Genomic DNA, 16,229 nt, shown 5'->3' with positions numbered 1-16,229 from the left:
GATTCAGACTTTCACAGTATGTTCTTTGAACCTGAAACTTAAATTATCCGCATTCATTTCAGCTTCTACCCCCACTGGAATGGTAAGGTTATTGTCTTCATGACTGATCATTGCCCCGTAAAAAGCCGGAATACCCAATGGCTCAATGTGATCCTTAAAAACCTCTTCTAACTCCAGGCTATTTGGCCCGGCACTGCATTCGGTACATTTACCAAATATAAACCCATTTAGTCCGTCCAGCAGACCGGCCATTTTAAGATGAGTCAGCATTCTGTCGATTCGATACACACTTTCTCCTATATCCTCAAGAAATAGAATGGCACCCTTCATATCCGGCAAATACTCCGTACCTATCAGGGTTGTCAGCACGGATAAATTTCCTCCCAGTAACCTTCCGGTTGCCTTTCCGGGATGGATCGCGAAAGCATGCTCAAGTTCTTGTTCCGGAATTAGCTGATCGGTCAGTTTGGGCTTCATTAGGGTATTTCGAAATGCCTCTGTCGTGAGATCATTCCAAACCGATTTTCCGACAGGCCCATGAAATGTGTAAAGTCCGGCATATTTTTGAATAGCCATGTGAAGGGACGTTATATCACTGAAACCGCAAAATACCTTAGGGTTATTCCTGATCAGATCATAATCAATATCGGACAGAATTCGGTTACTCCCCCATCCCCCACGAATACACATGATCCCATCCACTTCCTCATCACTGAACATCTCCATGAGGTCTTCCAATCGTTCTCTGTCGGTTCCCGCTAAATAACCACGTTGTTTCCTCACTGACTTACCCAGTTTGAGTTTAAACCCAAGATCCTTGAGGTTCACCATCATCTCCTCAAACACACTTTCTTCGTAGATCGGACTTGCAGGTGCCACAAGGCCTAAAGTATCTCCATTTTTTAATGCCTTTGGCTTGATCATTTGATGATCCAATTTATTTCTCTCATTTATTTGATTGAGAGAAAAGCCGGAGACAGTCATTCCAGCAGCCAACACTGAATTACGCAGGAAATCTTTTCTGGAAATAGGCATGAGATTACTAAAATCAGTTATTGATACAGTTTGTGTTCCTTAATGTAACTGTAAACCCTGTCAGGAAGCAATAATTGTGGGTCATTTCCAGAATTTAACAGCTCTCGTATCTCTGTGGAAGAAGCTTCTACAGGATCATGTGGTATGAATTGAACCTTCTCCATGATCTCACTTCCTACTTCACTGTGATCGGTATCAGGGCGTTCGGCCACAAGTAATTGGCAATGTTCTAATAATTTTCTGTAGTCTTTCCAGGTATGGAATTGTGCCATACTGTCTTCGCCTATACAAAGTGAAAATTCATCCTCAGGATATTTTTGAGCAAGGTGTGTAACGGTCTGAACCATATAGGAAGGTTTGGGCAATGTTTGTTCAATTGTACTGATACTGACATGTTCTACATCCTGAAAAGCCAAACGGAGCATTTCTTTACGATGGTCATAAGAAACATGCTCCTTATTCAGTTTATGAGGCGGTACAGGTGTTAAAAGGATCCACAATTTGTCTATGTATCCCGACTTCAAGAAAGACCTTACAATGGAAATATGCCCGTTATGAACCGGATCGAAAGTTCCTCCGAACAGTCCAATCCTCATAGACATCAGTTATTATTCGATTCGCTGATCATACTACTTTGTACATCCTCAAGTTTACTTTGAGCTTCGTCGTGGATGTTTTCAACTTCACTTCTGTAGGTACTTTCAGGAAATAGTTGAAGGAATTTATCGTACGTGTCTACCGCTTTAGAGTATCGCTCTTCCTGTCGTTCAGGAACACTGTTATCAGCATAGGTCACATACGTCTTGATAAGGTCAACCAATGCTTTTTCAGCCCATTCCGATTCAGGGTACTGATCAATAGTTTCCTCAAGGTAGATCGTAGCAGCCAGGTATTGATCGGTTCTTACATAGAATTGAGCCGATTCGTAGGACTTACGGGCAAGCTTATTTCTTAACTCATCGATCTTATCGGCAGATTCAGTTACCAGTTCTGAATCCGGATACCGGTTATTGAATAGCTGAAAGCGCTCGATGGCATTTCTTGTAGCTGACTGATCCAGTTTATAACGGGGACTTTGATGGTAGTACGACATAGCGGCTTTAAATTCAGCCTCCTGTCGGCGTTCCTCGTTTGGATACAAGCTTACAAAACGATCATATTCTGAAGCTGCCAACAGATACTGTCGGTTATTGTAATAGCTTTCAGCCAGGTAATATTGGGCTTCCTGTCCATAATCTGTTCCGCGACCTAATCGTGTAACGGTATCAAAAGCATTTGCAGCCTCTGTGAAATCTTCTTCCATATAAAACGCCATGGCTTTTTGATAGGCCACTTGTAAGGTATCTCCCCTTTTGATCAATTTATCATTTTGACAGGCAGACAGTAAGAATATCAACCCGAATACTGCTAACAGTTTATTTAACATCGAATTTTTCAGTTGGTTTTTAGTGATCACGGTTTTGTAAGAAGTTAAGAAGTTTTTCAAGCTCTGTTTTGTATTCTGAGGATTCAAATTTGTTAAGCAGATTAAAGGCTTTTTGGTAATGCTCATCGGTTTCTTTGGCAACATCATCAAGAACTCCTAATTGAGCCATAATATCCAGTACCTGTTTTACAGAATCATCTGAGGGGTTGACTTCATTCAGGGTTCGGCTAATGATCTCTTTTTGTGCGTCATTTGCTCGTTCTAACGCACGGATGGTCAGATATGTTTTCTTACCCTCATAAATATCTCCGCCCGGACGTTTACCAAATTTCTCCGGGTCGGCAGTGGCATCTAAAAGATCATCCTGAATTTGGAAGGCAATACCCATTTCATAACCAAGATCTGCTAATTCAGCCCTTTTATGATGGGATGAGTGAGCCGCTACAGCCCCCATTTCAAGGGCGCCGCTCAATAAAGCGGCTGTTTTTCCTCCTATCATTTGGAGGTATTCCTTATCAGAGACATCGGTTCGGTCAACAAATTCCATATCCAGCGCCTGTCCTTCACAAACGGTAATAATGGATCTTGAAAAAATATGATGCATGGCTGCAAACTCCTGTTTGGTAAATTTATCTGATTCACCATAATAATGAAGTTGCTTGTAGGCATCGGCAAACATCACATCACCGGTCAAAATAGCGATATTACTATCCCATTTCTTATACACACTGGGTTCTCCCCTGCGGGTTTCTGCACTATCCATGATATCGTCATGAACCAACGTGAAATTATGTAGTATTTCAACAGCAAGAGCCGCAGGAATAGCCTCATCAATATCACCGCCGCAGAGTCCGCAGGATAATAAGGTTAATATTGGGCGAATTCGCTTGCCTCCAACATTTATAGCATACCTATAGGGCTGATATAAAGATATAGGTGTCTCAGGAAGGTTCAACTTCCCAAGTTCCTTTTCTATTCGCTCCAGTAAATTTTGTTGTAAACCGTTTGTGCTCAATGCTCTTTTGATGTGATGAGGCTTCAAATATAAGGAATATCTGACAGCTTATTGGTTAAGCTTTTCGTTTAAGATCACTATGGTTCAATTCATTGGTGTTGGTATGGCCCAACAATGTCAAAATGGTTTTGAGATCATTTTTCCAGGTTGTGTAAAGCTGCTGTAAGCCTTCGTAACCATCTTCTTTAATGGCTTTTATGACAGGCTGTGCAGAGGCTGTGAAGTGAGCCCCCAGGCTTAATGCTTTTGCAATGTCGAACGCATTTCGTATTCCGCCTGATGCAACGATCTCAAAACTTCGCTCCCATTCAAGTCGGCTCAACTCTAAAATACATTCAACAGTTGGAATGCCCCATTCATCAAAGCTGTGGTTGGCAGTTTTATTTGAGGTTCTGTAATTCTCAACCTTAGCCCAGCTTGTTCCCCCGGCTCCGGCTACGTCAATCACCTGAGCTCCGGCATTCAATAACCTTCTTGCTGTATGTTCAGAAATACCGGCTCCGGTCTCCTTTACAATGACCGGTAATTTTGTATCAGAAACTAATTGCTCAATTCCGTTCAGTATTCCTTTAAAATTGCGATCCCCTTCCGGCTGCATCAATTCCTGAAGTGGGTTCAGGTGTACAATAACGGCATTGGCTTCGATGGATTCCGTCAATCTCTTTAGCAATTTTTTCTTTAAACCACCGATCAATTGTGCCCCACCTATGTTAGACGCAATGAATGCATTGGGGGCTTTACTGCGCACTATGGAAAAGGTGTCTGTAAGAGATTCATCCTCAAGCATGGCACGCTGACTCCCAACTCCAAATGGAAGGTTTTCGGTTTCACAGAATTCAGCAATAATAGCATTTACAGGACCGGCATCTGCATACCCTCCTGTCATAGAAGAAATAAAGAGTGGAAAATCAAATGTACGACCTAAGAATGTAGCTGATGTACTGACCTGACCATGGTCAACTTCAGGTAAAGCATTGTGATTAAAGTAAAACTGATCGAAACCTGTTGGGGTTTGATACTGAGTTCCGTCAGTAACAGTCAGTTCCACGTGATCTTTCTTTCTATCTCTGATATCTGTCATACACCTAAATTCTTAATTACTCAGGCTAAATGCTACTTTTTTAGAAAGGGTTCCTATTTTATGTCTAGATCAGATAGGAACCGGAATTCACATGAAACGTTTGGCCGGTTGCATGAGTCAATTTACCTTCCGCAAGCAAAGTTACAATGTTTGCGATCTGTTCGGGTGGAGCAATGGTATTCAAAGCCAGATCCTTGGTCAGGTAATCCGCTCCATACACTTCAATGGAACCCTGAGCCATATCCGTATCTACAAATCCGGGGGCAATGGTATAGGCTGTGATTCCATGTTTTCCAAAGCTTCGGGCAATGCTCTTGATAAAGGCTACCATACCTCCTTTGCTGGCAGCATAGCTTGCATATTCGCCCGTATCTCCGCGATATCCTGCCCGGGATGAGATATTGATGAGTCGACCTGCGATTCCCGCTTTGGTCCATGCATTCAAAGCCCACTTCGAGATCAGGGCTGCGAATCTCAAATTAACCTGGAGGGTCTTATCCCAGTTAGCGAGCCAGTCTTCGTCTGAGATATTAAACTGTGCTTCTTCAAACATACCGGCGTTGTTGATGAGGACTTCGGGTGTTTCGTCTCCCTCAAAAACCGATTTTAGTTTTTGTACCTCTTCAGGCTTCGCTAAATCACATTTGATATGAGTGTAGTTCTGGTTATTGGGAAATGGTGTATTGGTTGAACGGGATGTGCCAATAACTTCCTGCCCCTCATCAAGTAATGATCGTGCGATTGAAAGGCCTATTCCGCGAGAGGTGCCGGTGACTAATATCTTCATTTAAGTGGTCTATATCATTTTGATTAGTTGTAGATGGGTAAAGATAAACTAATCAAGCTAATCGATGAAATGATAAGACACTACTTTCTCCATACGGGTACGTTTGAGCAAGCCTCTCCATACATTATCTTTTTAGCTGTACTCATTAATTTATTGGTAGCCAACAAATAAATGGAATCAGGTACATGAATCTTACCACACCCTTTTAACAGTACAAACTTGTCTTCATATTGGGTCCAATCATGATCATCAAGCTTCTTCTGATATAATTGATGCAGATAGGATTCTTTATTACCGAGATAAATATCCTTGGCAAATTCAGACGCATAAGAAGTGATCAGCATCCAGGCCCAGGGAGCAATAATGGCATCAGTACTGCAGTTCACGCATAAATACTTTCCCTCGTACTGCGACCAATCATGGTCTTTCAGGTGCTGACGAAACTCTTTTTCTTTCAACAACAGTTCCTGAAATAAGAACTCCTTGATATCCAGTTCTTCAATTGGTGTCGGATCATGGAACTTCTGCAAGTCTATCGTCACCAACTTGGTGTTTTGTTGAACTTTATTTTCAATTGTTTCGGGCATGGTTATTGGTTGATTGGTTAATGGTTATTCGCAAATTTACTACTAACAAATAACCATTAAACCATTAACAATTAACTAAATAGAAAAAGACTCACCACAGGAACAGGTTCTGGTGGCATTTGGGTTTTTAAAATGAAATCCCTGACCATTCAAACCATCCGTGTAATCCAATTCAGTACCTGCCAGGTATAAAAAGCTTTTCATATCCACCAGTATTTTGATGCCATTTAGATCAAATACCTTATCATTTTCACCAACCTCAATGTCAGTATCAAAATCAAGATCATAGGTTAATCCGGAACAGCCACCGCTAACTACACCGACTTTTAACATCGCTGAATCAGGGATCTGTTTTTCATCACGGATTTCCCTGATCCGCTCAACAGCTCTGTCTGTTATAGATAGTTCCATGATTTAGTTTACCTGCAGCTTATGAGATCGATCAAACGGATACGACCTGAATTTCAGGGTCAATGCGCTTGACCATGCTTTCAATGGCATATAAGGTTCCGGTCGTGGCTGTTGGACACGTTCCACAGGCTCCCTGATAGTGCACCTTTAAACGGTTGTTTTCGAGGCCTAAAACCTTCAATCCACCACCATCAGCCAGCAAATAAGGACGAACCTGTTCATCCAGCATTCTGGTTATTTCCTGTAGGCGCGGATCGTCTGAGCCCTGAACTTCTTTGCTCAGGTGTACATCCGTGTCATCCTCTTCCTCGGTGATCGGTTTAGCTTCACGGATCGGAGGAGCCAGCTTGCGTAACAATTCAGACCAAACGGCTTTTCCATCCTGTGTCACCGTGATGTATTTATCCACGTAATACACGTTGATTACGTTATCCACAGCAAATAGTGCTGATGCCAGTTCGTCATCTTCCGCTTCCTGAGCATTCTCAAAAGAACGTGTTGTTCCACTTGTTAAGGGCTCAGCCAGCACAAAGCGCATGGCATCGGGATTTGGGGTGCGTTCTATTTCTTTAATTTTAGCCATCGTTATTCTCCTTTTATATCAAAAAAATTCTTGTACATATTTAATTCCATCTGCTAAGCGATCAATGTCTTCCTTAGTGTTATAAAATGAAATGGAAGCTCTTGCCGTGCCTGGGATCTCAAATCGATCCATGATCGGCTGCGTGCAATGGTGACCGGTTCTGACCGCTATTCCTTTTTGATCCAGAATGGTACCTGCATCGGTTGGATGAATATCCTTAAGTAAAAATGAGATCACCGAGGCTTTGTTTTCTGACGTTCCCACGATCCGGAGCCCGTCTATAGCATTTAATTTACCGGTGGCATATTCCAATAATTCCTGCTCACGAGCGGCAATATTTTCCATTCCAATATCTTTAAGGAAAGAAATGGTCTCGGCAAAACCAACCCCGGCTGAGATCGGTGGCGTGCCGGCTTCAAATTTGTGGGGAAGATCATTCCAGGTGGTTTTCTCGAAAGTCACCTTATCTATCATATCCCCTCCTCCTCTGTATGGAGGCATATCATTCAGTAATTCCCTCTTTCCAAAAAGAATTCCAAAACCGGTTGGTCCACACATTTTATGAGCTGAAAATGCATAGAAATCTGCATCCAGCCTTTGCATATCCACTTTCATATGGGGAACCGCTTGTGCACCATCTACTAATACAGGTATTCCCCTGGAGTGAGCTGCTGCAATGATCTCTTCAACCGGATTGATGGTGCCTAAGGTATTTGAGACATGAACAACTGCAACCATCTTCGTTTTCTCAGAAAGAAGGCCGTGGTATTTGTCCATCAGTAATTCCCCATCATCATTCATTGGAATGACTTTAAGGATGGCTCCGGTTTGTTCTGCGATCAGTTGCCACGGCACAATGTTAGCGTGGTGCTCCATGGCAGATATCAGGATCTCATCATTCTCTTTAAAGTGCTTACGCCCATAGCTTTGAGCGACCAAGTTAATGGAGTCTGTAGTTCCTGTTGTATAAATGATCTCTTCTTCATGCCGGGCATTGATGAATGCCTGTACTCGTTTTCTCGTCAATTCAAAAGCATCGGTTGCTTTTTGACTCAACGTATGGATTCCACGATGCACATTGGCATGCTCATTTAAGTGATAAGCGTTTATCCTATCGATCACTCTTTGTGGAATCTGTGAAGAAGCCCCATTATCCAGATAAACCAATGGTTGCCCATTTACTTCTTGCCGAAGCACAGGAAACTGACTGCGGATATTGTCCCAGTCGATGTTGGTTTTGGTATCTGTTTTCAGGGTTTCTTGCATGAACTAATCTTGTTTAACAGCTACAATCGTTCCCACGCAGAGCGTAGGAACGAGGGCTACCATTTTTACCTAGCTACGATCGCTTTGTGCGTCGTAGCGTATGGTGAATTACTTCCCTACCGCAACAAATTCCTCGTCGCGAGAGGTATATTTAACTACTTCGTCCAGTAATAATTTATGAACGGATTCAACTTCCATTGTCTCGATGCTTTCAAGAGTGAAAGCGTATACCAATAACTCACGAGCTTTTTTCTTGGTCAAGCCGCGACTGTGAAGGTAAAATACCTCATCCTCATTCAGGTGACCAATAGTGGCACCGTGAGAGCACAATACATCGTCTGAGAAGATCTCAAGCTGTGGCTTGGTGTGAACCGTTCCATCCACAGAAAGCAGTAAGTTCCTGTTTTCCTGGAATGAATCGATCTTTTGAGAGTCTTCACGAACAAAGATCTTACCGTTGAAGATGGAATGCGCTTCATCATTCACCACAACTTTGTGCAGTTGGTGACTTTTCGCATGCCAGTGTCGGTGGTCGATGGCAGAGTGTGTATCCGCGATCTGATCTCCGTCTATCAATACCAGCCCATCAATAGTGAAATCTACTTCTTCGTCGTTTTGAACCACTCGTGGGTCGTTTCGGAATAATTTCGCTCCCAGACAAATGGTGTATGAATGGTATTCAGCATATTTATCAAGATGCGCGATCGGGCGTGAAATATGATTCGCCTTCTTACTGTCGCGCTGAATACGTGCATGGTGAACGTGCGCTCCTTCAAAGAGCTTGAACTCATTGACGGTCACGTTGAGGTATTCATTTTGAGTCAGAGCTACATGTTCTTCCACGATAGTCGCTTTTGAATATGCTTCCCCAACAAAAAGTACACGAGGCGTGGTATAAAAAGCTTTCTCGGCATCCGTGAATACATTAAGAACATGAATCGGCGCTTCTACTTTCGTCTCTTTAGGAACGTAGATAAACGTACCATCCTTAAAGTTGGCGTCATTCAATGCAGCAAATACATCCCGGTCATCATCGTAATTGGTGTACTTACCCAGATGCGTTTCCAGGATCTCGTGATCACTATAAGCGGCCATATTTCCAACAACCACATTCTTAGGAATGTCTGATGTTGAAGAAAGTTCAGGGTTAAATTCACCATTCACAAACACCAATCGACTATTTGTCGCTTCAGGCAGGTAATATTCACTGATATCACCTACAGGATTTGCTCCGGCCTCTGAAACAGGGACAAAGTGATTACGGCTTATGGATCTCAGGTCCGTGAATCTCCAGTCTTCGTCTTTCTTGGTTGGAAACGGAAATTCTGAAATATTTCCGGCTCCTTTCTCATTCAATCCGGCAATTGCGGGAATGTTTGAAACCGTCCCAAAATCGCCGTCCAAAAAGTTTAATATGGTTTCTTTTTCTTGTACTGCTGTACTCATTACTGAGCCTCTCCGTTTACAGAAAATTCTTTTTCCAATTGTTCGTAACCTTGATCCTCAAGTTCAAGAGCCAGTTCTTTCCCGGCAGACTTAACGATCCTACCATTCATCATCACATGCACATGATCAGGTGTGATGTAATTAAGCAGACGCTGATAGTGGGTGATAAGAACGATCGCATTCTCAGGTCCGGCAATTTTATTGATACCGTCAGAAACCACTTTAAGTGCATCAATATCAAGTCCGGAATCAGTCTCATCCATAAAGGCAAGTTTTGGATTCAATACCGCCATTTGGAACACCTCATTCTTCTTCTTCTCACCGCCTGAAAAACCGGTGTTGATACTACGCTCAAGGAATTCATCCTTCATGTCGATCACTTCCAGACGTTCTTTCAGGTAGTCATCAAATTCGAGTGGATCCAGTTCTTCGCGTCCATTCTCACGAGCGATCGTATTGTAGGATTCCCGAAGCAGGGTGCGGTTGGTAATGCCTGGAACTTCAATGGGATATTGGAATGCAAGGAATAAACCAAGATGCGCTCTTTCATCGGCATCCAATTCTGTGATGTCTTCACCTTCAAAGATGATCTCTCCCTCGGTAATCTCATATTCCGGGTGACCTGATACCACTTTGGCAAGCGTACTTTTACCGCTACCGTTTGGTCCCATGATGGCATGGATCTCACCCTTGTTGATGGTAAGATTCACACCTTTAAGAATCTGTTCGTCTTCGCCTTCTACACAGGCATGTAAGTTTTTGATCTCTAACACGTTTCTGTTCTTTTTGTCTTTTTTGTTTATTTAATTTCTTTTGTTTAGCCTCTACGCTTGTTTCATGCACTCTGGGCTGTCACCAAACGCTACGACGCTGAGCGTGCGTAGCGAGGCTAAAGATCCTTCGGCGGTAGCCTCAGGATGACTTGTTACCCAACACTACCTTCAAGCTTGACGTCAAGCAATGCATTTGCTTCCGTTGCGAATTCAAGTGGTAGCTCTTTCAGTACTTCCTTCACAAATCCGTTGATGATCATGGAAATGGCGTCTTGTTCGCTGATTCCACGCTGCATCAGGTAAAAGATCTGCTCTTCCCCTACTCGCGAAGTTGAAGCTTCATGCTCCACACTGGCCGTTGGGTTTTGAGAAGATATGTAAGGGAATGTGTGCGCTCCACACGTCTGACCGATCAACATCGAGTCACAGACGGAGTAGTTTCTGGCGCCATCAGCCCCTTTGTTAATTTTAACCTCTCCGCGATAGCTGTTATTTGAGTGCCCGGCAGAGATCCCTTTAGATATGATCGTACTCTTGGTGTTCTTACCAATGTGGATCATTTTGGTCCCTGTATCTGCTTGCTGACGCTTAGTGGTCACAGCCACAGAGTAGAATTCACCAATGGAATTATCACCTTGTAATATCACACTTGGATATTTAAGAGTAACGGCAGATCCGGTTTCAAGCTGAGTCCAGCTGATCTTGGAATTCTTACCGCGGCAGGCACCACGCTTCGTAACAAAGTTGTAAATACCGCCTTTACCTTCTTCATCACCGGAATACCAGTTCTGAATGGTTGAGTATTTGATCTCAGCATTATCAAGGGCCACCAATTCAACTACAGCTGCGTGCAACTGATGTTCGTCATACATTGGCGCCGTACACCCTTCCAGGTAACTCACGTGGGAGTTGTCCTCGGCAATAATGAGAGTTCTCTCAAACTGCCCGGAATTCATGTTGTTGATTCGGAAATAGGTGGATAGCTCCATCGGGCAGATCGTATCCTTCGGCACATAGCAAAAGGATCCGTCTGAAAACACTGCAGAATTGAGAGCTGCATAAAAATTATCGCGAACGGGAACCACAGATCCCATGTATTTCTTAACTAATTCAGGGTGATTCTTGATCGCTTCAGAAATTGAGCAAAAGATCACACCGGCTTCAGCCAGTTTCTCCTTGAACGAGGTAAAAACAGATACACTATCAAAAACTGCATCCACAGCAACACCGGCCAGGGCTTTTTGCTCTTCTAAAGGAATACCGAGTTTATCGTAGGTCTCTCTGATCTTGGGGTCAACATCATCCAGGCTATCCAGTTTTGGCTTGTTTTTAGGAGCCGAATAATACTGTAACGAATCAAATTTCGGTTTTTCGTATTCAGCATTGAACCAATCCGGTTCTTCCATTTCTGTCCATGCACGGTAGGCCTTTAAACGGAATTCAAGCATCCATTCTGGTTCCTCTTTGCGCGCAGAAAGTTCCCGGATTATATCTTCATTGATCCCTTTGGGAAAGTCTTCATATTCAACATCGGTACTGAAGCCATACTTATACTCCTCTCCGATCATTGACTCTAAGGCTTGCGTCTCGCTCATTAGCTAATTAATGGTTTAAAAGTTTGGTCTTTACGGCTCCCAAAAAAACATCCTTGTATTGCATTGCGTTCGATGTTTTTGGAGCCTATTTAGAACGAGTACAAATATACGAAAACTCCCTCTCTTAACTAAACCGAATTGATTGAGAATTTCTATGATATCAATCGGAACCAAACTATGCCCCTCAAAGCCTGTGTTAAGAAGTCAAAACTATCCTATTTTAGAGATCGATCTTCAAAATTATCACACAACATCTTTATTGACTTGAAGAAGCTTACGACCAAAGAAATACTTAAGGAAAATCTTTCCAGAACCGCTCCCGGGTACTTGAGTTCACTAAAGATCCTGATCCCAAATGTCCGAAGTTTGCATAATGTTGGATCCATTTTTCGTTCCGCTGATGCCTTTGGGATATCTGAGATCATTCTGACAGGCATTACCCCTACTCCACCCCGACCGGAGATCAACAAAACAGCAATTGGTGCAGAGGAATTTGTTGAATGGAGATATGAAGAGAATTCGTTAAAGGCCATAGATGATCTGAAAAAAGAAGGTTACTATCTGATTGGATTAGAGCAAACCAACGATAGTACCGAACTCCCAGATTTCGAAGCAGATAGGTATCCCAGGATGTGTATAGTACTGGGCAGTGAAGTGGCAGGGATCGATGAAGAATTACTCCCATATATTGATGAATTTGTTGCGATTCCGCAATTTGGAAAAAAGCATTCCTTGAATGTATCAGTAGCGGCCGGAGTTATATTATACGCCATGCTTGAAAAGTTGTGGAAATCGTAGGAATTACGATCCTTTTAGAATGAATAACTTGGTTAAAAAAATTACACGACTGTAAAAATTAAGAACATATGACCGACCCAAAAGAATTAATTGAGAAAGCAGAACGGTTCATTAAACAACAACAGGATCTGTACGGTAAATTTACTGTGTCTATCCCAGTTTCAGGTGAACCTGAGGCAGGTCAGGAAAAGAAATCTGAAATTAATACCAAGTCATCAGAACCTCAGAGTACAGATACTCAACATACAAAGACGGAAGATCAGGAAACGGTTCAAACCAAAACTGAAAAACCGTTAAGTACACAGGAGAAAATAGCTGCCTGCCAAACTTTGGATGAATTAAAAAGCCTCTGTGAACAAACTACGGATCTTCAAACCGATCTGGAAGGCACCAATCTGGTATTCGGGGTAGGAAATCCGGATGCTGACCTGATGATCGTTGGGGAGGCTCCAGGTTATAATGAGGACCAACAGGGAGAGCCTTTTGTGGGTGAAGCCGGTCAATTACTGGATAAGATCATGGATGCCATCAATTTTAAACGCAATGACATATACATTGCCAACATACTGAAACACAGACCTCCCAATAACAGGGATCCTAAACCTGAAGAACGAGAAAAAAGCTTGCCTTATTTATTGAGGCAAATTGAGCTGGTGGATCCCAAGATCATTTTATGCGTTGGCAGAATATCAGCAACCACCCTTTTAGGGGATGATACTTCACTCAGTAAATTGAGAGGCTCTACTCATCCATTCCATGGCAGAGAACTTATGGCCACCTATCACCCTGCGGCTCTGCTCAGAAATCCTAAATGGAAACGTCCTACCTGGGAAGATGTTCAAAAATTGAGAAAACGGTATGACGAGTTGGGTGGCAGGTAAAGGTTCATGATTGCTGATATAAGCCCGGTAAAAGGCTTAATAAATACCTTCAGGTTCAGGAACTTCGATTCACCAATTTTCCTTTAGACGGTAAAAAATCAGCACAACCCCGATCGAAGTGCCCAAATTACCCAAAGAATATGCATTTTTTGACCTCTCAGATTATGGCCGTATACCGGCTCGTATCATTGCTGAGTCTCTCAAATCCACCAATATCACTCCGATACACGTTACCATTTGGTTTATTATCTCCGGCTTGATCGCTATTTATTGCATGCTGATTGGGCATTATATATTTGCTGCATTATTCCTGATCCTTAAATCCATATTGGATGCTGCTGATGGTGAATTGGCTCGTGTTAAACACAAACCCTCTTATACCGGAAGATATTTCGATTCCATCTCTGATCTAATTTTGAACTTCCTCATCGTGGTAACCATATGGTTTATATCCGATACGAATATTTACGTTGCACTGATGGCATTTTTGGGGATACAGCTTCAGGGTACGCTTTACAACTACTACTATGTCATTCTCAGAACGAATGTTAAAGGAGATAATACGAGTCAGGTTTTTGAGGAAGAAGCTCCCGTTGCTTTAAAAGGAGAACAACAACGACACGTGGATATCCTGTTCAACATATACAAACTACTCTATGGCAGTTTCGATAGGATCGTTTACACCATCGACCGGGAAGCACCAAAGTCTTCAATATTTCCTAAGTGGTTTATGACCCCTTTGTCGGTTTTTGGGTTGGGGTTTCAGCTCTTGATGATCAGTATTTTTCTGGTTGCAGGACTAAAAGATATAATACTTCCCTTCTTTGCCATACTCACACTTCTGATCTTCGTTTTTGTAGGAATCAGAAAATATGCTATAACCTGATTGCTCAAGTTGTGGATAAACCTGTTTAAAATTTGTTCAAAAAGAATCCCCATTCGGTCTGATTTTATACCTATTTTTGAATCCTGAATTAGCACACGATCAACAGGTTTTCAGTAGTAAGCATGGCAAAAAAATCAGGGTCATACAATAACAAATATCAACAAAACGACACTCAGGAATTAGAGAAAGGTGGTCGCGTTCCGCCTCAGGCAGTTGAGGTTGAGGAAGCTGTTTTGGGGGCGATGCTGATCGAACATGGTGCAGCAACTATTGCCCTTCAAATGCTGAAACCAACTGATTTTTATAAAACGGCCAATCGTCACATTTTTGAGACTTTATCAAATCTGTATGAAAGGGATAATCCCCTGGATCTGCTGACGGTTGAAAATGAACTCAAGGATAATAACTTATTGGAAGTGTGCGGCGGCACAACTTATCTGTCTGACCTGACCCGATCCGTAAGTTCGTCAGCAAATATTGAGTACCATGCACAGATCATCATTGAAAAAGCCATCAAGAGGAATCTTATCCTTGCAAGTAATGATGTGATCAAGGAAGCTTATGATACTACTTCTGATGCCTACGATGTCCTGGATCACGCAGAACAAAGTATCTTTGATCTTTCCAATCAGAAAAGCCGCAGTTCAGCCGTACCGGTAGAAAAACTTTTAAAAGACACTCTTTCTTATCTTGAAGACCTGAGAGGAAAGGATTACGGTATTACCGGTGTTCCGTCCGGTTTGGCCATAGATGAAATGACAGCCGGCTGGCAAAAGGGTGATTTGGTGATCATTGCTGCCCGCCCATCGATGGGTAAAACAGCTTTTGTGCTTACGGCAGCCCGTAATGCAGCTATGCATCCTGATGAAAATCTCAGAACCCCTATTGCTCTTTTCAGTCTCGAGATGTCCAATCAGTCATTGGTTCAACGACTGTTAACCATGGAGGCAAGAGTGCGTGCGGATGAAGCCCGAAAGGGAACGTTAAAGGATGAAGATTTCAGGCGTCTGATTGATGCTGCAAGTCGCCTATTCAGTGCTGAAATTTACATTGATGACACCCCAGGAATCAGCCTTATGGAATTGCGGACCAAATGCCGTCGTCTAAAAAGTGAAAAGGATATAGGTTTGATCATCGTTGATTACCTGCAGCTGATGCAGGCCAACTCAAAGGATATTGGAAACCGAGAGCAGGAAATTGCAACCATTTCACGTGGACTGAAAGGACTCGCCAAAGAATTGGATGTTCCGGTCATTGCCCTGGCTCAGCTCTCGCGTGCAGTAGAACAACGTGGTGGAGATAAGCGCCCACAATTAAGTGACTTACGTGAATCCGGATCGATCGAACAGGATGCCGATATTGTGATGTTCCTGTACCGGGCTGAGTATTATGGTATTACCACTACCGAGGAAGGCCAATCAACCGCCGGACTTGCAGAGGTTATCATTGGAAAACAGAGAAATGGTCCGGTAGGTACCAAGACGCATATGTTCGTCAAAGAATATGCCCGGTTCGAAAACCTCACTTCTGCCAATAACAATGCCCTGGGTGCCGGAGGCAATAATGGCAGTTCAGGACCTGAATTGAGTAATGGAAGCGGTGGTCCCCCTCCTGCACCGCACAATCCGGCTCCGGATGAGGATGCTCCTTTTTAAAGCT

The 16,229-nt window shown here is 42.9% G+C and carries 17 protein-coding genes; 4 read left to right on the top strand and 13 right to left on the bottom strand.

The genetic code is table 11. The features are described 5' to 3' along the window. Positions 1-3: 3 nt before the first annotated feature. From C3B73_RS01540 to sufB, 13 genes are all read right to left on the bottom strand, one after another. Positions 4-924 (bottom strand): S66 peptidase family protein, encoded by a 921-nt coding sequence (locus C3B73_RS01540; RefSeq protein WP_232802919.1) that lies wholly within the window; start codon positions 922-924, stop codon positions 4-6. Positions 925-1,052: 128 nt separating this feature from the next. Next, positions 1,053-1,637 carry a nicotinate (nicotinamide) nucleotide adenylyltransferase gene (gene nadD / locus C3B73_RS01535; protein ID WP_103663869.1) on the bottom strand — a complete coding sequence of 195 codons (585 nt, stop codon included), beginning with the start codon at positions 1,635-1,637 and terminating at the stop codon, positions 1,053-1,055. After that, positions 1,637-2,461 carry an outer membrane protein assembly factor BamD gene (locus tag C3B73_RS01530; RefSeq protein WP_232802918.1) on the bottom strand — a complete coding sequence of 275 codons (825 nt, stop codon included), beginning with the start codon at positions 2,459-2,461 and terminating at the stop codon, positions 1,637-1,639. Before C3B73_RS01530 ends, nadD begins: the two co-directional genes overlap by 1 nt. 19 nt (positions 2,462-2,480) lie before the next feature. After that, the gene (locus C3B73_RS01525; RefSeq protein ID WP_103663929.1) at positions 2,481-3,476 is read right to left on the bottom strand and encodes a polyprenyl synthetase family protein; all 996 of its coding nucleotides are present in this window, start codon (positions 3,474-3,476) and stop codon (positions 2,481-2,483) included. A gap of 55 nt (positions 3,477-3,531) precedes the next feature. Beyond that, a complete protein-coding gene (fni, locus tag C3B73_RS01520; RefSeq protein WP_103663867.1) occupies positions 3,532-4,557 on the bottom strand; it encodes a type 2 isopentenyl-diphosphate Delta-isomerase in 1,026 nt (341 codons plus the stop codon). A 64-nt stretch (positions 4,558-4,621) separates the two neighbouring features. Beyond that, positions 4,622-5,344 carry an SDR family oxidoreductase gene (locus tag C3B73_RS01515; protein WP_103663866.1) on the bottom strand — a complete coding sequence of 241 codons (723 nt, stop codon included), beginning with the start codon at positions 5,342-5,344 and terminating at the stop codon, positions 4,622-4,624. Between the two features lie 80 nt (positions 5,345-5,424). Continuing rightward, complete coding sequence (locus C3B73_RS01510) at positions 5,425-5,931, bottom strand: DUF2480 family protein (protein ID WP_103663865.1); 507 nt, start codon at positions 5,929-5,931, stop codon at positions 5,425-5,427. Positions 5,932-6,006: 75 nt separating this feature from the next. Then, complete coding sequence (locus tag C3B73_RS01505) at positions 6,007-6,342, bottom strand: HesB/IscA family protein (RefSeq protein WP_103663864.1); 336 nt, start codon at positions 6,340-6,342, stop codon at positions 6,007-6,009. A gap of 31 nt (positions 6,343-6,373) precedes the next feature. Next, positions 6,374-6,925: a NifU family protein gene (locus C3B73_RS01500; protein ID WP_103663863.1), complete on the bottom strand. Its 552-nt coding sequence runs from the start codon at positions 6,923-6,925 to the stop codon at positions 6,374-6,376. An 18-nt stretch (positions 6,926-6,943) separates the two neighbouring features. Beyond that, positions 6,944-8,191 carry an aminotransferase class V-fold PLP-dependent enzyme gene (locus C3B73_RS01495; RefSeq protein WP_103663862.1) on the bottom strand — a complete coding sequence of 416 codons (1,248 nt, stop codon included), beginning with the start codon at positions 8,189-8,191 and terminating at the stop codon, positions 6,944-6,946. Positions 8,192-8,299: 108 nt separating this feature from the next. After that, positions 8,300-9,637, bottom strand: a complete 1,338-nt coding sequence (gene sufD / locus C3B73_RS01490) for a Fe-S cluster assembly protein SufD (protein ID WP_103663861.1) — start codon at positions 9,635-9,637, stop codon at positions 8,300-8,302. Next, positions 9,637-10,410, bottom strand: coding sequence for a Fe-S cluster assembly ATPase SufC (sufC, locus tag C3B73_RS01485; RefSeq protein ID WP_103663860.1), 774 nt, complete (start codon positions 10,408-10,410; stop codon positions 9,637-9,639). The genes sufD and sufC overlap by 1 nt, the downstream gene beginning before the upstream one ends. Positions 10,411-10,562: 152 nt before the next feature. Next, on the bottom strand, positions 10,563-12,005 hold the full coding sequence (gene sufB / locus C3B73_RS01480; RefSeq protein WP_103663859.1) for a Fe-S cluster assembly protein SufB: 1,443 nt from the start codon (positions 12,003-12,005) through the stop codon (positions 10,563-10,565). Between the two features lie 264 nt (positions 12,006-12,269). On the opposite strand from sufB, the gene C3B73_RS01475 reads away from it, so the two are divergent. The 4 genes from C3B73_RS01475 (at position 12,270) to dnaB (ending at position 16,225) form a co-directional block, all read left to right on the top strand. Then, positions 12,270-12,803 carry an RNA methyltransferase gene (locus C3B73_RS01475; protein WP_103663928.1) on the top strand — a complete coding sequence of 178 codons (534 nt, stop codon included), beginning with the start codon at positions 12,270-12,272 and terminating at the stop codon, positions 12,801-12,803. Between the two features lie 68 nt (positions 12,804-12,871). Next, positions 12,872-13,684: a uracil-DNA glycosylase gene (locus C3B73_RS01470; RefSeq protein WP_103663858.1), complete on the top strand. Its 813-nt coding sequence runs from the start codon at positions 12,872-12,874 to the stop codon at positions 13,682-13,684. A gap of 118 nt (positions 13,685-13,802) precedes the next feature. After that, positions 13,803-14,570: a CDP-alcohol phosphatidyltransferase family protein gene (locus tag C3B73_RS01465; RefSeq protein WP_103663857.1), complete on the top strand. Its 768-nt coding sequence runs from the start codon at positions 13,803-13,805 to the stop codon at positions 14,568-14,570. A gap of 122 nt (positions 14,571-14,692) precedes the next feature. Continuing rightward, positions 14,693-16,225: a replicative DNA helicase gene (dnaB, locus tag C3B73_RS01460; RefSeq protein WP_103663856.1), complete on the top strand. Its 1,533-nt coding sequence runs from the start codon at positions 14,693-14,695 to the stop codon at positions 16,223-16,225. Positions 16,226-16,229: the final 4 nt, after the last annotated feature.

This window comes from Gracilimonas amylolytica (assembly GCF_002911695.1).
In the GTDB taxonomy this organism is placed as follows: Bacteria; Bacteroidota; Rhodothermia; order Balneolales; family Balneolaceae; genus Gracilimonas; species Gracilimonas amylolytica.
The sequence above is the reverse complement of the archived record's forward strand: the minus strand, read 5'-3'. Positions and strand labels throughout refer to the sequence as shown.

What these genes read in the sequence shown, in the direction of transcription:
- sufB (WP_103663859.1), bottom strand. Translation starts at nt 12,005, where the DNA reads ATGAGCGAGACGCAAGCCTTAGAGTCAATGATCGGAGAGGAGTATAAG.
- fni (WP_103663867.1), bottom strand. Translation starts at nt 4,557, where the DNA reads ATGACAGATATCAGAGATAGAAAGAAAGATCACGTGGAACTGACTGTT.
- C3B73_RS01510 (WP_103663865.1), bottom strand. Translation starts at nt 5,931, where the DNA reads ATGCCCGAAACAATTGAAAATAAAGTTCAACAAAACACCAAGTTGGTG.
- C3B73_RS01495 (WP_103663862.1), bottom strand. Translation starts at nt 8,191, where the DNA reads ATGCAAGAAACCCTGAAAACAGATACCAAAACCAACATCGACTGGGAC.
- C3B73_RS01515 (WP_103663866.1), bottom strand. Translation starts at nt 5,344, where the DNA reads ATGAAGATATTAGTCACCGGCACCTCTCGCGGAATAGGCCTTTCAATC.
- C3B73_RS01500 (WP_103663863.1), bottom strand. Translation starts at nt 6,925, where the DNA reads ATGGCTAAAATTAAAGAAATAGAACGCACCCCAAATCCCGATGCCATG.
- dnaB (WP_103663856.1), top strand. Translation starts at nt 14,693, where the DNA reads ATGGCAAAAAAATCAGGGTCATACAATAACAAATATCAACAAAACGAC.
- C3B73_RS01540 (WP_232802919.1), bottom strand. Translation starts at nt 924, where the DNA reads ATGATCAAGCCAAAGGCATTAAAAAATGGAGATACTTTAGGCCTTGTG.
- C3B73_RS01505 (WP_103663864.1), bottom strand. Translation starts at nt 6,342, where the DNA reads ATGGAACTATCTATAACAGACAGAGCTGTTGAGCGGATCAGGGAAATC.
- C3B73_RS01470 (WP_103663858.1), top strand. Translation starts at nt 12,872, where the DNA reads ATGACCGACCCAAAAGAATTAATTGAGAAAGCAGAACGGTTCATTAAA.
- nadD (WP_103663869.1), bottom strand. Translation starts at nt 1,637, where the DNA reads ATGTCTATGAGGATTGGACTGTTCGGAGGAACTTTCGATCCGGTTCAT.
- C3B73_RS01530 (WP_232802918.1), bottom strand. Translation starts at nt 2,461, where the DNA reads ATGTTAAATAAACTGTTAGCAGTATTCGGGTTGATATTCTTACTGTCT.
- sufD (WP_103663861.1), bottom strand. Translation starts at nt 9,637, where the DNA reads ATGAGTACAGCAGTACAAGAAAAAGAAACCATATTAAACTTTTTGGAC.